Origin of the sequence: Methylocystis silviterrae (genome assembly GCF_013350005.1) — a bacterium.
GTDB lineage: Bacteria > Pseudomonadota > Alphaproteobacteria > Rhizobiales > Beijerinckiaceae > Methylocystis > Methylocystis silviterrae.
In genome coordinates this window covers 1-14367 of the sequence record NZ_JABVWW010000017.1, presented here as the reverse complement: position 1 = coordinate 14367, position 14367 = coordinate 1, and the positions used below count along the sequence as shown (strand labels likewise).

The 14367-nt window shown below is 60.7% G+C and carries 21 protein-coding genes; 6 read left to right on the top strand and 15 right to left on the bottom strand.

All coding sequences use genetic code 11. The annotated features are described in order from the left end of the window. Positions 1 to 2 precede the first annotated feature (2 nt). Positions 3 to 242, bottom strand: coding sequence for a hypothetical protein (locus tag HUN39_RS15080; protein ID WP_175095307.1), 240 nt, complete (start codon positions 240 to 242; stop codon positions 3 to 5). A 563-nt stretch (positions 243 to 805) separates the two neighbouring features. After that, entirely contained in the window at positions 806 to 976 is a 171-nt protein-coding gene (locus tag HUN39_RS15075; RefSeq protein ID WP_175095306.1) for a hypothetical protein, read from the bottom strand. A 337-nt stretch (positions 977 to 1313) separates the two neighbouring features. Between HUN39_RS15075 and HUN39_RS19695 the strand changes: the two genes are divergently transcribed. Then, the gene (locus HUN39_RS19695; protein ID WP_408631414.1) at positions 1314 to 1706 is read left to right on the top strand and encodes a M28 family peptidase; all 393 of its coding nucleotides are present in this window, start codon (positions 1314 to 1316) and stop codon (positions 1704 to 1706) included. 558 nt (positions 1707 to 2264) lie between these two features. Here the strand turns inward: HUN39_RS19695 and HUN39_RS19020 are convergent. Together HUN39_RS19020 and HUN39_RS19015 are read right to left on the bottom strand one after the other, a co-directional pair. Next, a complete protein-coding gene (locus tag HUN39_RS19020) occupies positions 2265 to 2480 on the bottom strand; it encodes a hypothetical protein (protein WP_210266997.1) in 216 nt (71 codons plus the stop codon). Then, the gene (locus HUN39_RS19015) at positions 2477 to 2833 is read right to left on the bottom strand and encodes a hypothetical protein (protein ID WP_210266996.1); all 357 of its coding nucleotides are present in this window, start codon (positions 2831 to 2833) and stop codon (positions 2477 to 2479) included. Before HUN39_RS19015 ends, HUN39_RS19020 begins: the two co-directional genes overlap by 4 nt. Before the next feature lie 71 nt (positions 2834 to 2904). On the opposite strand from HUN39_RS19015, the gene HUN39_RS19010 reads away from it, so the two are divergent. Further along, a complete protein-coding gene (locus tag HUN39_RS19010; protein WP_210266995.1) occupies positions 2905 to 3483 on the top strand; it encodes a hypothetical protein in 579 nt (192 codons plus the stop codon). Between the two features lie 452 nt (positions 3484 to 3935). Continuing rightward, complete coding sequence (locus HUN39_RS19005; RefSeq protein ID WP_210266994.1) at positions 3936 to 4220, top strand: AAA-associated domain-containing protein; 285 nt, start codon at positions 3936 to 3938, stop codon at positions 4218 to 4220. A gap of 244 nt (positions 4221 to 4464) precedes the next feature. Here the strand turns inward: HUN39_RS19005 and HUN39_RS15050 are convergent, their stop codons facing one another. The 9 genes from HUN39_RS15050 to merT all read right to left on the bottom strand — a co-directional run bounded on the left by HUN39_RS15050 (position 4465) and on the right by merT (position 9803). Continuing rightward, positions 4465 to 5160 carry a cytochrome c biogenesis CcdA family protein gene (locus HUN39_RS15050; protein WP_175095304.1) on the bottom strand — a complete coding sequence of 232 codons (696 nt, stop codon included), beginning with the start codon at positions 5158 to 5160 and terminating at the stop codon, positions 4465 to 4467. Next, positions 5160 to 5426 (bottom strand): thioredoxin family protein, encoded by a 267-nt coding sequence (locus tag HUN39_RS15045; RefSeq protein ID WP_175095303.1) that lies wholly within the window; start codon positions 5424 to 5426, stop codon positions 5160 to 5162. The genes HUN39_RS15050 and HUN39_RS15045 overlap by 1 nt, the downstream gene beginning before the upstream one ends. After that, the gene (locus HUN39_RS15040; protein WP_175095302.1) at positions 5423 to 5839 is read right to left on the bottom strand and encodes a heavy metal-responsive transcriptional regulator; all 417 of its coding nucleotides are present in this window, start codon (positions 5837 to 5839) and stop codon (positions 5423 to 5425) included. Before HUN39_RS15040 ends, HUN39_RS15045 begins: the two co-directional genes overlap by 4 nt. A 112-nt stretch (positions 5840 to 5951) precedes the next feature. Next, a complete protein-coding gene (locus tag HUN39_RS15035) occupies positions 5952 to 6215 on the bottom strand; it encodes a thioredoxin family protein (protein WP_175095301.1) in 264 nt (87 codons plus the stop codon). A gap of 290 nt (positions 6216 to 6505) precedes the next feature. Beyond that, complete coding sequence (locus HUN39_RS15030; RefSeq protein ID WP_175095300.1) at positions 6506 to 6829, bottom strand: hypothetical protein; 324 nt, start codon at positions 6827 to 6829, stop codon at positions 6506 to 6508. A gap of 3 nt (positions 6830 to 6832) precedes the next feature. After that, the gene (gene merA, locus HUN39_RS15025; RefSeq protein WP_175095299.1) at positions 6833 to 8527 is read right to left on the bottom strand and encodes a mercury(II) reductase; all 1695 of its coding nucleotides are present in this window, start codon (positions 8525 to 8527) and stop codon (positions 6833 to 6835) included. A 321-nt stretch (positions 8528 to 8848) separates the two neighbouring features. After that, positions 8849 to 9094: a mercury resistance system transport protein MerF gene (gene merF / locus HUN39_RS15020; RefSeq protein ID WP_175095298.1), complete on the bottom strand. Its 246-nt coding sequence runs from the start codon at positions 9092 to 9094 to the stop codon at positions 8849 to 8851. Between the two features lie 3 nt (positions 9095 to 9097). Next, positions 9098 to 9376, bottom strand: a complete 279-nt coding sequence (gene merP, locus HUN39_RS15015; RefSeq protein WP_175095297.1) for a mercury resistance system periplasmic binding protein MerP — start codon at positions 9374 to 9376, stop codon at positions 9098 to 9100. A gap of 16 nt (positions 9377 to 9392) precedes the next feature. Then, complete coding sequence (gene merT, locus HUN39_RS15010; RefSeq protein WP_305123682.1) at positions 9393 to 9803, bottom strand: mercuric ion transporter MerT; 411 nt, start codon at positions 9801 to 9803, stop codon at positions 9393 to 9395. Positions 9804 to 10091: 288 nt separating this feature from the next. On the opposite strand from merT, the gene HUN39_RS15005 reads away from it, so the two are divergent. Further along, complete coding sequence (locus HUN39_RS15005) at positions 10092 to 10586, top strand: MerR family transcriptional regulator (RefSeq protein ID WP_332310771.1); 495 nt, start codon at positions 10092 to 10094, stop codon at positions 10584 to 10586. 264 nt (positions 10587 to 10850) lie between these two features. Continuing rightward, the gene (locus HUN39_RS15000) at positions 10851 to 11513 is read left to right on the top strand and encodes a hypothetical protein (RefSeq protein WP_175095296.1); all 663 of its coding nucleotides are present in this window, start codon (positions 10851 to 10853) and stop codon (positions 11511 to 11513) included. 88 nt (positions 11514 to 11601) lie between these two features. Here HUN39_RS15000 and HUN39_RS14995 read toward each other — a convergent pair whose 3' ends face one another. After that, entirely contained in the window at positions 11602 to 11943 is a 342-nt protein-coding gene (locus HUN39_RS14995; RefSeq protein ID WP_175095295.1) for a hypothetical protein, read from the bottom strand. Between the two features lie 532 nt (positions 11944 to 12475). Further along, entirely contained in the window at positions 12476 to 13552 is a 1077-nt protein-coding gene (locus HUN39_RS14990; RefSeq protein ID WP_175095294.1) for an acyltransferase family protein, read from the bottom strand. A gap of 317 nt (positions 13553 to 13869) precedes the next feature. On the opposite strand from HUN39_RS14990, the gene HUN39_RS14985 reads away from it, so the two are divergent. After that, on the top strand, positions 13870 to 14220 hold the full coding sequence (locus tag HUN39_RS14985; protein ID WP_175095293.1) for a single-stranded DNA-binding protein: 351 nt from the start codon (positions 13870 to 13872) through the stop codon (positions 14218 to 14220). Positions 14221 to 14367 lie beyond the last annotated feature (147 nt).

Here is a 14367-nt window from a genome sequence, read left to right as displayed (position 1 = left end):
GTCTATGAGACGGGCTGAAACAGCCCGGATGGAGAAAGGGTTCTTAGCGATAGCGCATAGAGCGCGTTCCATGTGAGAACCACCGCGCCCTGCACCCAGCCAATCAGTAGTTCTGCCTGCTGTTGCTCTTGCGCAAGCTCGTTTCTCAATCGCAAGGGCAAGCGATTCGGCGGCGGCTCGCCGACAGCCGCTTTGGTCAGCGAGCGCGGTAATTGTGAAACGACCTGTTGAAGTCTTTTCATCGACCTTTTGGATGCAGGCTTGATTCGGCGCTTGGGTCAGCTTCCAACCTGTATTTTCTTTAGACCAACAGAGATAGATTGTTCTCAAGAACGGAATCGCCTCATCAATTGGTTCTCGCCTTCGCGATGATGGCGAGCGTCTAAGCGTCGTCTGGCTTTCGAAGTCTGGCGTCAGCATAATCAAAGAGAAGCCAACGAAGTGTGATGAGCAAATCCGCCGCTCGCTTCGTTGCTCCGAGATCCAAGAATGAACGGATATCGGTGACGATCATCTTGCGCACGACCCCAGCGCCCATGGGAAGGAAAAGCAAGTAACTCGTATAAAGCGAGCGATGTCTGGCGGAGGGGATTACGCCAAGGAAGATTTCCTTACGGGTGAGACCCGAAAACTCGATACATTGTGGGAGTGACGTTAGATTGGAAATCATGACAAGTGCCGTGGACATGTTTCGGTTCACGCTCTCATTGATGCCGGGACCGCAGACAAGATATGTAAACGAGCACATAATGCAGCGTCGTCGGAGGCCTTTCATCGACGTACGATTTCGCTTTCAAGACTCCGCTCACTCGCAAATTGCATATCCAAGGCAGGGGTCGTCGGCATTGGCCCAGAGGGATGTCGGGATTTTGACGGCTCCGCTTGCCATTACGAGGAGGAGCGCGAGCACGACGAGCAGGATCACGGCTGCTTTTAGTAAGCCATCCGGCGTCACAAGCTGTTTCGGTACAGCCATGGCTCACTCCTTCGCTACACGAATGTCTGTGTCCTTCCGCAGAGACATTCTTCTGGTGATTTCGTCCCTCTAACGGCAGGAGCTCTAGAGGGACTGCCTAAAGGTGACGTCGGCGACGCCAATCAAACAGAGATTGACATGCACAGCTTGACACCCGGTCGTCGAAATGAGCGAGCGAGTGCGGCTTCATAAGTCTTCGGCGGGAGCCACTGCTTTGTTACTCCGTCAAACGGATTTATTTGCGCCGCCGATCGGCATTCATTCTCCGCGACTCCAGGCTTCAGGCCGAACCATATCGAAAAGTCGCGTCCAGGTTTGAAGCCGTGAACATCCACAGCTGTGGGTCGGCAGGTCGCAGGGTCTGTTCTATCCCGATCGCGCGAAGTTCATCGGCTTCGTTTCGAATTTTCGTTCAAGGGCGGCAATGAGCCGGCTTGCGGCGGCGTTTCGCGCAAACTCGGAATTTCCGTTAGAGACCGCGGCGACGTTTCAATCTGTCCCAGGCGTCTCTTGGAGCGACCACCGGTCGTTTTGGAGCCATGGCTATCGCGCCATGATGGTTACAGATATGGCTTTCTATCGATATCGCCATTATCACATGCCCAGCGACACCCCTGACAAACTCGCCTACCCCGAACTAACGCGGGTCACTCCGGCTTGTTTGCGGCTTTCTCCGAACTCGCGCGTGAAGGCGTCGGCTAACGGCGCTGCGGCGGTCGATAGATTGTGACTTTAGAACGTTCGTCACGGAGCTTACGGGTTCGGAGTCGACGAACGCGCCGGCGACCCTTCAACGCCAAACTCGACCGGCATCCGCCGCGCCCCCCACGCGCCGTGACCTTGTTCGAAAACGCCCGCGCATCGCGCGCCGCAGCTTCGGCAACAGTCTTTGTCGTCGAGCGCCCAGAAGGTGATTACATACCAGTCGCGACCAATGAAGCGGGCGCCGCAGGCATGGCAGTAAGTACTCTGCCCCGGCTCGTCGTGAGCATTGCCGGTTTAAACGTAGCGCTAGCCGGCGCTCTTCGCGATTTTTCGCGCACGAGAGAGCGTGGCGGCCGACGTCGCCGGGCGCGTCACGCATCTTCCAGTTCGGATGAAAGGCCGTGAAATGGAGCGGCACGTCGGGGCCGAGCCGGCTCACGACCCATTCCGAGAGCGCGGCGACCTCCGAAGAACTGTCGTTGCAGCCGGGGATCAACAGCGTCGTGACCTCCAACCAGAAGCTGGTCTCGCGCTTGACGAATTCGAGGGTGTCTAGGACGGGCCCGAGCTCGGCGGAGGACAGCTATCGATAAAAACCCTCGGTGAAGGCCTTTAGATCGATGTTGGCGGCGTCCACCGGCGAGAGGAACTCTTCGCGCGCTTTTTCTGAATTATAGCCGGAGGTGACCGCCACATTCTTTATATCTTGCGCGCGCGCCACTCTAGCGACGTCGACCGCGTATTCGAGGAAGATCACGGGATCGTTGTAGGTGTAAGCGATGGCGCTCGACCCGCTCACTTCGCGGCGCGAACGACCGCCTTGGGCGAAGCTTCGGATTGCAGCCTGTCGAAGCTGCGGGCTTTTGAAATATCCCAGTTCTGGCAGGGTTTGCATGTGAGGTTGCAGCCGGCCGTGCCGAACGACAGCGCGGGCGTTCCAGGCAGAAAATGGTTTAAGGGCTTTTTTTCGATCGGATCGATGCAGAAGCCAGAGGAGCGGCCGTAAGTTGAGCAGGATTTCATCGCCACGATGTGCGCGCACAAAGCATAGTCCACGCTGGCCATCGTGAAGCTTGCAATATCTGGGGCAGAGGTCGCATTGGATGCGGCCATCGGCGAGTCTTTCCCAATAACGGCCGGGAACGCCGACAACGGCCTCGCGCAAGGGTGCGCTTTGTGGTTTGTTCATGGGCTCCAAATGGAAGCGTCGGGGCGGATTTTCAATGAACAGCGCGAAGGTCGCCTTGTCCGTTGATGTCGGCGCCACCCCAGACTCGCAACGGCGCGGGTTGTTCGAACCAGCTTTTCTTCGCCTGCTGCGCTCGGGCGAGCTGGCTGACCGCCAACATCTAAAAAATTGCGATCTCTGCGCCCGCTTTTGCCGGGTCGATCGGCGTCGTTCTATCCGCGGCGCCGTCTGCCGCACCGGCGAGCGGGCGGTCGTTTATTCGGCCGGACCGCATCATGGCGAAGAGAATTCCCCGCGCGGCTCCCGCGGTTCGGGCGCGATCTTCTTTTCCAGGTACAACCTGCGTTGCGTCTATTGCCAGAACTGGGAAATCGCTTGGCAGGGCGAAGGCGAGGAGACGAGCGGCGCGCAGCTCGCCGAGACAATGCTGCGATTGCAAGCTCTCGGCCGCCACAACATCAATCTGGTCACGCCCAGCCATGTCGTCGCGCAGATTCTCGCCGCGGTGAACATCGCGGCGGCGCAACGGCTGTGTCTGCCGCTCGTTTATAACACCGGCGGCTATGACAATCCCGAAGCGACGGCGTCGACGACATCTATATGCCCGACATGAAATATGGCGATGAGACGCTGGCTCGCATATACTCGCATGTGAGGGATTATGTTGGGGTCAACAGGGAAGCGGTGCGCGAGATGCATCGGCAGGTCGGCAACCTCGTGATCGAAGCGGAGGGCCTCGCCGAACGGGGACTTCTTGTGCGTCATCTCGTCTTGCCGAACGGCGTCTCCGGCGTGGAAACGAGTGACGAGGTTCTTGGCCGAGGAAATCTCGCCCGACACCTACCTCGATCTCATGGGACAGTATCGACCCTGTCATGGGGCCAGCGAGCATGCGGCGCCGGACCGCAAAACGACTCGCGCCGAATTTTCAGAGGCGCTCGCGATCGCCAGGCGCTGTGGCCTCCATCGCCTTGATCCGGGTTCGTTGCAAGGAGAGCATGCAAGGTTGTGGGGAGTATGTAAATTTTCGAAGGTTACGGTCGCCTGTTTGGGAAAGGCGAGCCTATGCGAAAGCTGGTTTGGCGGGTAAAGCTTGTCGTGGACTTCGGGGACAGAGCGGCGGAAACCGAGGTCGAGGCGGCCTGGATCGAAAGAGACGAGTTCACGGTCCCGGAAACGCTTGGTCTGTCGCTTGGCGAAGGGAAACGCCTTACCGCTGCTATTCAAACGGAAATCGTCCGCGCGCAGGCGGCTGAACAGACACTACGCGCCGTGATCGACTGGGGTCGATATGCCGAGGCGTTCGCTTATGACGATCAGACGCGGACGTTCAGCCTCGAGAACCCGTAATATTATCAAGAAGTCCCCGCCACGATCCGCGGGCGCTTCTGGCGAGGAGGCCGGGGCCGCACGCCCCCCTCGCTGGTCTGGTTCGAGACCCGCTGTCGATTTCGATTTGGAAAACTGACTTCGTAAGGGTTCAGTCCGCTTGAAAACTGGGTATGGGTGGCCCACCAGCCAGCGGGGAAGTCCACGAATGGTATCGCGATGAATTCGAGTCGTCGGTGTTTGTCGCGGCTCGCGATGAAATAGCTTATGCAGCAAGGCCAGGCACGACGACGAAATAGGCGTTCAGCATATAGAGACCGGTAAGAATCAGCACGATGCCGCCAATCAATTCAATCGCCTTGTAGAACGGGCGCAGCCTCGAAAGATTTTCCAGCCAGCTGACGGCGAGAGCGCCGAGCATGATAGGGATCGCCCGGCCCAAGGCGAACGCCAGTAGCAGCGTCGCTCCGAAAAGCGGAGAGCCGACGCCGAGGGCGACGCCGAGCAGAACGATCAACGCCGGCGTGCAAAAGGGGCAGACGGCCACTGAGAAGGGGATTCCCAAGACAAACGCGCCCCAGGCGCCGGTCGCCCGCTTGGCGCGCACTGCCAGCGCGGGCGCCGGAATCCGCAACCATCCCAGCCAGATGAAGCCCATGACGATGAGCAGAGGACCGAGCGCCAGACCCCATGCGCGATCGAGGAGATATTGGACCCAACTACCGCCCAGACTGGCCAACAAACCGAGTCCCACGTGGGTGAGAATCATGCCCAAAACGAAAAGACCTCCAAAAAGCGCAGCTTGGCGCTTTGAGCGTGCCTTTGTCACATAGGCGAGGGAGACAGGGATCGCCGCCAAGGCGACCGGATTGAAGCTGAAAGCAAAACCGGCAGCCAGTCCAACCCACAGAGCCGCGAATCCGCCGTGAGACACTGCCTGCCGAAGCGCTTCCGCGTCCATCAGCGCGAGCCCAGAGCGCGTAGCGCGGCCCTAAAGTGGTCGCGGGTCGGTAGTGACGAAAAGCGTAACTCGCCGTTCACGGCGATGGCGGGCATCGAGAGCACTCCGAGCGCGACCGCGTAATCGAGTTCGTCGAGCACGTTGACCTCGCGCCAGATCAAATTGTCCTCGCCGAAAAGAGACGCGGCCACGTCACGCAGTTCGCTCTGTTTTGCCGCGCAATTTTTGCATCCTGGCGCTGCGATGACCTCGATCTTCACTTTCATCGGGACGCCTCGCGCAGACTGACGTCGAGCGCGCCGAGGATCGGGCAATCGTCCGTCGGATTCCGCCCGCCTTCGCAACTGTGTATCAGGCCGTCGAGCGCTCGCGACATCGCTCGCAATGCCTCGAGTTTGCCCTCGATCAGCAGCTTCTTCTCGATGACCAGGCTGCGCACGTCCTCGCAGCAGGCGCTGTCCTTGCGCTTCAGCGCCAACAGTTCCTTTATGTCCGACAGCGTGAATCCGCACGCCTTCGCGTGTTTGACGAAGCGGAGGCGGCGTACGGCGTCATTATCGTAAAGCCGGTAGCCGGCCGTCGTTTTCGACGCCGGCGCAAGCAGGCCTTCCGTCTCGTAGTAGCGCAGCGTGTCGGCGCTGACGCCAGCCATTCTCGCCACTTTGCCAATGGTGTGCATGATGAGCTCCAGGTCGTTTCAGCCTTTATAAACCTTCGAGCAAACACCCTGGTCAAGCGCCGATGAAAATGCGCCCGGCGAGGGCGCGGCGCCCTCGCCGGGGTCGAGCAAGTCAGGCTTGGCCGACGCCAGCGGCGCGAAGCGCCTGCTCGTCAATTCCCGCGCCGGCGCAGCAGGAGAGCAGCCGGCCGTCGACAGCGACTGCGGGTACCGAACGAACGCCCAGAGCTCGAGCGCGTTCGGCGACGCCGATGTCGTTCATATCGAGAATCAACACGTCGCAGGAGGGGCAGGCTAGGCGATTGACGAGATCGATCGCTGTCCGGCATGCCGGGCAGCCCGCGCTGAAGACTTCTACTTTGCGTTTGGCGTTCATGGCGTAATCCAGAGGCTAGAGGAAGAGAGCGGCAGAACCCCGCCGGCAGGCGGCGGTTCGTAATGACGCTAGCCCTTGGAGCGCGCTCCAGAGTCAAGCGCCATTTTCGCGCCGCCTGAAGGACGACTCACCGACCACGAAACGAACGGAAGATTAACTCGCAGCATCCTCAATTTTCGCGCGGCTCGTGATCTCGAGCGCAGTGACCGCTGAACATGCCGGGGAACGGTCCCCAGGTTTCGCTGTTGGCTGGTCTATTGCTCTCCCTCGGTCGCCTGCGCGCCCGCCGCTCATTGCGCGGTCAGGCCCAACTTCGCGTCCAGCCATCGCCATGGGGTGCAGCCGATCTTCACCCAGCGGCCGAGCAGAAGGCTGGGCGCCGCCCCGAGTTCAGGGCAGCCGGGATAGGCCATCGCCGCCGCGAGGACATGGGTCGCGCCCAGCCAGCCTGCGATGACAGTCAGCATGATCCATCCAGCAGGCGACCATGGAAGCGCCAGCGCCACCAACGTTAGAGCGATCCCGACAATCAGCCTTGCCAGGCGCTGCTTGGCGGTCAGCGGACGCCAGCCGGCGGGATTGTCATTGCAACAGGGCGCCACGCGTTTTTTCATCGCTTACCCCGCGCAGCAGGACAGTTGCTTCACGTCCTTGCTGAACGTCTGCGCGGCAAGCTTCAGCCCCTCGACCATCGTCAGGTAGGGAAACAACTGATCGGCCAGTTCCTGCGCTGTCATTCGCGCTCGGATGGCGAGCGCCGCTGTTTGGATCAGTTCGCCCGCCTCCGGCGCCACGGCTTGCGCGCCAATCAGCCGTCCCGAGCCGGCTTCCGTGACAAGCTTTATGAAGCCGCGCGTGTCGAAATTGGCGAGCGCGCGCGGCACATTATCGAGCGTCAGCGTACGACTGTCTGTTTCTATGCCGGCGTGGTGCGCTTCCGCCTCGCTGTAGCCCACGGTCGCGACTTGCGGATCGGTGAACACCACGGCGGGCATCGCGGCGAGATCGAGGGCGGCATCCCCGCCGGTCATGTTGATCGCCGCGCGCGTGCCGGCGGCCGCCGCGACATAGACGAATTGCGGCTGGTCGGTGCAGTCACCGGCGGCGTAAATGTGCGGCGCGCCGGTGCGCATGCGCGCATCGACGATGATTGCGCCCTGTGGATTGACGGCGACGCCCGCAGCGTCCAGCGTCAGGCCGCGCGTGTTGGGTGCACGGCCCGTGGCGATCAATAGCTTGTCGGCGCGCAATTCGCCGTCACCGGTCGTAAGCATGAATTCGCCATCCATAAACGCCACGGCGCTCGCTTGCGTGTGCTCCAGCACGTCGATGCCTTCGGCCCGGAAAGCAGCGGTAATGGCCTCGCCGATCGCCGGGTCTTCGCGGAAGAACAGCGTGCTGCGGGCGAGGATCGTCGCCTTGCTGCCCAGCCGGGCGAAGGCTTGCGCCAGCTCCACCGCCACCACCGATGAGCCGATCACCGCGAGGCGCGCAGGGATCGTGTCGCTCGCCAACGCCTCGGTGGATGTCCAATAGGGCGTGTCTTTCAATCCGGGGATGGGCGGAACCGCCGGACTCGCCCCCGTGGCGATGAGGCAGCGGTCGAATTCGATCTCTCTCTCTCCGCCTTCGTTCAGGCGGACGATCAGGGTGCAGCCGTCTTCGAACTTGGCCTCGCCACGCAGCACGGTAATGGCGGCATTGCCTTCGAGAATGCCCTCGTATTTGGCGTGGCGTAACTCATCGACGCGCGCCTGTTGTTGGGCGAGGAGCTTTCCGCGGTCAACCGTTGGCTCGCTCGACCCGATGCCCTCATCGAACGGGCTGTGACGGCGCAGATGCGCGATATGCGCGGCGCGGATCATGATCTTGGAGGGCACGCAGCCGACATTTACGCAGGTGCCGCCGATCATTCCACGCTCGATGAGCGTGACTATTGCGCCGTCTTCGGCGGCGCGCAACGCCGCCGCCATGGCCGCTCCGCCGCTGCCGATGACCGCCACCCGCAAAGGCGCTCCCCGGCGCTCATGCTTGGCTTCTCGATCGAGTATTTTACCGGGTCGTCTCTCTTGAGGGCTCGCGACGCGGGTGCTTTTTTCAAGCACAGCTCCATAGCCTGCGGCTTGCACGGCGGCGGAAACCGCGACCGGGTCGAGCGCCCCGTCGCCGCTGACTCGAGCCGTCCCTTCAGCGTAAGAGACGTTCGCCTCACGGACTCCCGGAGCGCCGAGCAAGGCCTTTTCGACATGACTCGCGCAGCTGCCGCAAGTCATGCCGGTGATCTGCAAGACCACAGCATCCCCTTCCTGCATTGGCTCCGTTGGCTCGCGCGCGGCGTGGCCCGCGCAGCACGCGGCATCCCGCGCGGGAGCGCGCCGCTGTCCGACGGCGTTACGCAAGCTAGCCAGAATCGGCGCGGCGTAGCTCGCCGCGATCGCCAACGAGCCGGCGACCGTTGTCCTGAACGAGGTCCGTTGGTCCATGGCTGATTTCCTCATTTCGGAGGGATGACGCCCCCTCTGGCGTTTCGAAAAGCGCATCAACGCAGGTCTTTGTTTCGTTCTTTTGGCGTAAACGCCTTCTTCTCACGGCCGACGGGAGCGGCGAGCAACGCCTTCTCGGCGGGGCTCATCTCACCTCTTCTGGTTCTGGCCCGCGCCAACATCGCAGCCGGCTGCTTCCGCGCGCCGGCGGCGCAGCGCATAGATCGTGACGCCAACAAAAACGAAGAGCGCCGGCAACAGCATGTAATCCAGCCACCCAGCCCAGGTGGACAGACCCAAGGCGCCAAGCAGGATCACGAGAATCGGCGTTGTGCAGCACACTGCGGCGACCACCGTGCCGACGATGCCGGTCTTGAGCAACGTCCGGTTGTCCATGTGTCACTTCTTGACGTCGGACGGATAACCGGCCCCTTCGGTCGCCTTGGTGAGCGCTTCGACGTTTGTTTTCGCGTCGTCGTAGGTTACGACGGCTTCCTTTTTCTCGTAACTCACTTCGGCTGCTTGCACGCCATCGACCTTGCTCAACGCCTTCTTGACCGTGATCGGGCAGGCGGCGCAGGTCATGTTAGACACCGACAAGGTGACCGTCTTCGTTGCGGCAAAGGCCGGCGCGCTGAAAACGGCGGACAAAGCGATCATCGCGGCGAGTTTTTTCATGATTGGGGGTCCTCTTTCAGTAGAACAGCGGGAGCACGTACGGAAACACGGTCGACCCTCCGATCAGCGCCGCCACTCCCCAGAAGATCACTTTGTAGGCTGACCTCACCTGCGGCGCGGCGCAGGCCTCTCCCGATTTGCACGCCACGACTGGGCGATAGATGCGACGCCAGGCGAAGAACAGCGCAACGAACGCGGCGCTGAGAAACAGCGGACGGAACGGCTCGAACGCCTTGAAATTGCCGAGCCAGGCGCCGCTGAAACCGAGGCTCACCAGCACCAACGGACCAAGGCAGCAGGCCGACGCGAGGATCGCGGCGACGCCGCCGGCGGCCAGCGCCTTGCGGCCGACCGCTTGGTCCGCCGCCGCTTGGTCGGGCTCCAATCGGTCGGACGCGATCTGGTTGGACATTGTCTGTTCGGACATGGAGGATTTCCTTGTTTCCTTCGAAGAGCCTTCGGATGCGGCCCCCATCGGCCTCACTCAGCGCGAACCCAGCGCACGAAAAGGAAAAGCAGGGTGGCGACCCGCCGTCGTTGCAAGCGCCATCGGCGTCATCGCTATCTGGATGAGACCAAGACCTTCGCCGTCACACATCGTAGCAACCCTCCTATCGTGTTGCTTGCCAGCGCCGTACGGCCGGAGTAATCAAGACCCTAGTGCCTGTAGCCGCTACAGGGTCAAGAGGAATTTTCGCGAGCAAGAAGGCCCGACGTGAAGCAAAAGAATGGGCTCTCGATTGGCGAACTGTCGAAACGGAGCGACGTCAACATCGAGACGATCCGCTATTACGAGAAGATCGGCGTCATGCCGGCGCCTGATCGCAGCGCAAACCGATACCGCGTTTACGGCGCGGACCATCTTAAGCGATTGAGCTTCGTGCGGCGCAGCCGGCAACTTGGTTTCAGCCTCGACGAAATTCGCGGCCTACTTCGCCTCGTGGATGGACATGCTTACACCTGCGCGCAAGTTCGAGAGCTGACCTTGAATCACCTGACGGAGATTCAGCGTAAGATCGAAGATTTGAAGCGGCTCGAAAGGGTGATGGCGGAAATGGCAGCTCAGTGCACGGGGGACCGGGCGCCTGAATGCGCGGTCATCGACGCCCTCTTTGATGTACCGACCCCAACCGACGAACGCCATGGCCATCGATGGCCGTCCTCGCGGGCACGATCAGCGAAGAGCGTCCGAGCTGCAACGCAGTCGTGAATTGCGATAGGCGGCGGCGTTTCCGTGCGCGCTTCGATCGAGCGGCTGCTCCCTCGTCGGCGAAAAAGTGACTGCCATGCTCGGTGATGCGAGCGCAGACCTCGTGCGGTTCGGCAAAGTGACAGCCGCCTTTTCTGCGCGTGTGCGTTTCTTTTCCTTCGCATGGAATGCCGGGCGTCTTGTGCGAGCGGTTCGTTATCCGCGAGTTCTCCTTGTTGAGAATGCTGTCCGATCCAATGCGACCAACGAAGCCTCTCTTATGGCTTGATCTGGCCGAAGATCGGAGCGGCGGATCATCGCTATCAATACATCGAACGGCGGTTGAAGAACGAGGCGATCGACGCCGGCACCACGATCAAGCCTTACGCTCTTGCGGCGATCGAACGTCTGGCGGCGCGCGGGCAGACCGTCGTCTTGCAGATGGATCAAAGCCACATCAACGACGCGAATGAAGTCTTGATGCTGTCGGCGCGCTTGCGCAAACGCGCCGTTCCCGTGGCCTGGCGCGTGCGGTCGACGCAGGGGAACATTGGCTTTGCCGTTCAAAATGAACTGCTCGACAGCATGCGCGCGGGGCTGCCGAAAGACGTTTCCATCATGCTGGCCGCCGTCCGTTTCTATGGAACGGCGCAGTTGATTGGATGGTGTCAAAAAGCCGGCTGGTCCTATCGCATTCGCCTCAAGGGCAACTTGACCCTTGCTCACGAGGGCGGCGAACTGACGACCGGCGAGGTCGCCCAGCGCTTGCCGCAAGGTGTCACGGGCGACCTCACGCGCCACGAGCATCGTCATGACCGCGAGGCGAGTTTATGGCGCTGGGCGGAAGTCGGTGACCGCGCGCTCGCCCAACGTGGCAAATGTTGGACTCTTGTCACACCATTGATTGTTATTGAGGATTTTGAGGAGCTGCGCCGCAGCGCGTGTTGATCGGCAAACACGGAGACGGTTATTCGCGAGTGGATTCGCACAAGAGATTTTGGAATCTGAGACGCTGAGGTCGTAGTGAAGACGCCGATTATACCCCGAGCAATTCGCGGCGCTCTCGCTGTCCGTCCGGGCCAACGACAATTTCAAAATGTTCGGCGCCGATCTCGTTTTGTGCGTCGTAAATCTCTGCGACGTAGATGATCATCGGCGCTGGCCAGTCCGCGCGCGTCGGCCGCTCCGTGAGCGTGAATATCGCGTCATCGATTTCGAAAAGTGCTGTGCTGTTGCATGCGTCCATCACATCTTCGACGCCCTCAAGATAGGAACTGGCGAGCGATCGTGACCAGTGATGTCGAAGGATGAGCGAATGCGACGCGATGCGGTCGAGATGGTCTATTTCATCGACAACGCAGCCGGCGATTGCCGCCATGGCGCTCGGATCAAGCGTATAAGCGATATGTTGGAGCTCCGGCGCATTTTCCCGACGCGGTCGTTTGGCAAACTTCCGCGAAATTCTGAAGATTCCTGGAAAGTACAGGCGCAACGGTGGACACCAGATGCGTCTATCGTTGGCCTTTGTCTTGCGTAAGCTCATATGTGTGCCGCATCAAAAGGAATGTCCGGTCGTCTCGCATTTGGCGCCGAAACGGAGTATTTGTTGGAAGCGCCGTAAGCGTTGTGAATTGTTAAGGCGATAATTCGGCATTTGTTCGATGCGCGGCCGCGAACGCGGTGCGCTCGTGGCTACGTTGTTGAAGCACTGGAAGAAATTTGCTAAAGTTGATTGTCATCGTTCAGTCACGCCTTGTCGATGACCGACATGCGGGTTAAATTTGAACATCTGCGAATTCGCTTCACCGGCTATGCATGCCGTTTCGATTCGTTGAGTCGCGGCGAATGGATTTCGGCGATACTTTTGCAAGCGTCGTTTCCGCAGAAAGACGTTCGCTGTCACAAGGCGCTTAGCCGATCTTTAGGCGGCTGCTTCTGATTGGCGAATAATTAGAAGCGATGCGCACGCTCCAAGCTCGGCCGAGTTGCGCCGCCGGCCGGACGATCGCGAATTCGATCACCATGGTCGCGGCGGCGATCGCGGCCAGAGCGCCAAGGACGGCGGCCGGCACACCGATCCTCGTGGCAACCGATTCCGCTGCGACGCCGATCAGCGGCAGGTGGACAAGATAGACGGAGAACGACGCCCGGCCGACCGTGCGCATAGCTTCGCCAACATAGCCCCCGATAGGCGTCCCTTTAAGGCGTCCCAGAAGAACGCCGGCACCGATCAGCGCGACATGCGTCCAGGCCAACCCCGAGAAGGGACCAATTGCAATCCGCGCCAACATGGACGCGACCAGTATCCACCACGCAGCCATTCCGGCGGTCACCGGCGGAGCCTTCACCAGCCAGGCAGCGCTCCGCCGCACCTCGCTGGCGAGCGCCGCGCCAAGCAGGAGCGCGTCGGGGCGCAGCGCCCAGAGCAGCGAGCCATGCGGGCGGGGAATGAGCGCGAGCAGCAGAATGGCTGCGATCGCCGCGTAGAGCGGCGCGGGTCCTCGAGCCAGCAGAAGCGCCGGCGCCACGAGATAGAATTGTGCTTCGCTCGCCAGCGACCAGAAATGAGATGTCGCGAGCGCGTCGCCACAGCGGACGATTTCGCATCGCGCCCAATGGACGTTTGCGACGAACGCCGCCGCCGTCCAAAGATCCGTGGCGTTCGGCGCGGGGTGCTCAAGATGAGCCAGTGCAAGCGTTGCGACGATCGCCCATGCCGGAAGCGCGATCCGGGTCAGCCGGCGCGCATAGAAGGCCGCGATACTGCGCGTGAAATCGCAGGCTTTATCTGTCAGATCGGCGAGATTCTGGAAGATCAAAAAACCTGAAATGACAAAGAAGAGATCGACGCCGACGCTGAGATCAGGGAGGTTGAGCCAGAACGCGACGATCGATTGCGACCCGAAGGCGAGCGCGAAATGCGACAGCATCACAGCGCCGATCGCCAGGGCCCTCAATTCGTCAAGCGTATCAATCCGTTTCTGCAAGCGGCGGCGCCCCTCTCAGCTTGATTTCGTGCTGCGTTTGGGCCGAGCCCTGCTCGACCGAGCCTCCTCGCATCGGCGCCGGCGGCGCCTTTCGTCTTGACCGGCCTTGCGGCGGCGTCGAGGCAACGGCTTCGTGTTGCACTTCCCCACTGGCGGAGCGCACGAAGCACGCTGTCGCAGGGCTCGATGTTAAAGCTCAAACCCTATTCAAGACAATCTTATTATCGCCATTCTTCTAATAAAGTGCTAGCCGGTGCGTGCGGCACTTCCGTCCTTGGAATTGGGCGGCGATCGTTTCGCATGATTGGAGAAACGCAATGAGAACAACCAATCTTTTCATTCTACGCGGTTATGTCGGGCAAGAGCCGAAGGCGTTCAATGATGGCAAAATCGCCAAGATCAGCGTGGCGACGAACCGGAGTTGGACCGACAAGAAATCGCGCGAGCGCATTGAGAAAACCGACTGGGTTACGGTCACCGTCCTGAATGAGCGCGACGCGGCTTTCGTGTTGAAGAATGTCAGAAGGGGCGCACCGATCTATGCCGAATGTCGCGTTGCCGAAACGTCCTATGAAAAGGACGGTAAGACGATCTACGGCGTGGACGTGGTCGCCAACGTCTTCGACGTCCTTAGTCGCACCGATAGCGGCGAAGAGGACGCAGCGTAATCAGCTGACGCTGACACTTTGGCGTCCGGGCGACCTCGAAACGGGAAGGCTCGGAGATTGCGTTGCGCGCTGCGAACCATTCCGTTGAGCGCGGTCGCACAGCGCCTGCAAAGCCAAGAACTTTGAAAAAGTATCGAACAACCGGGC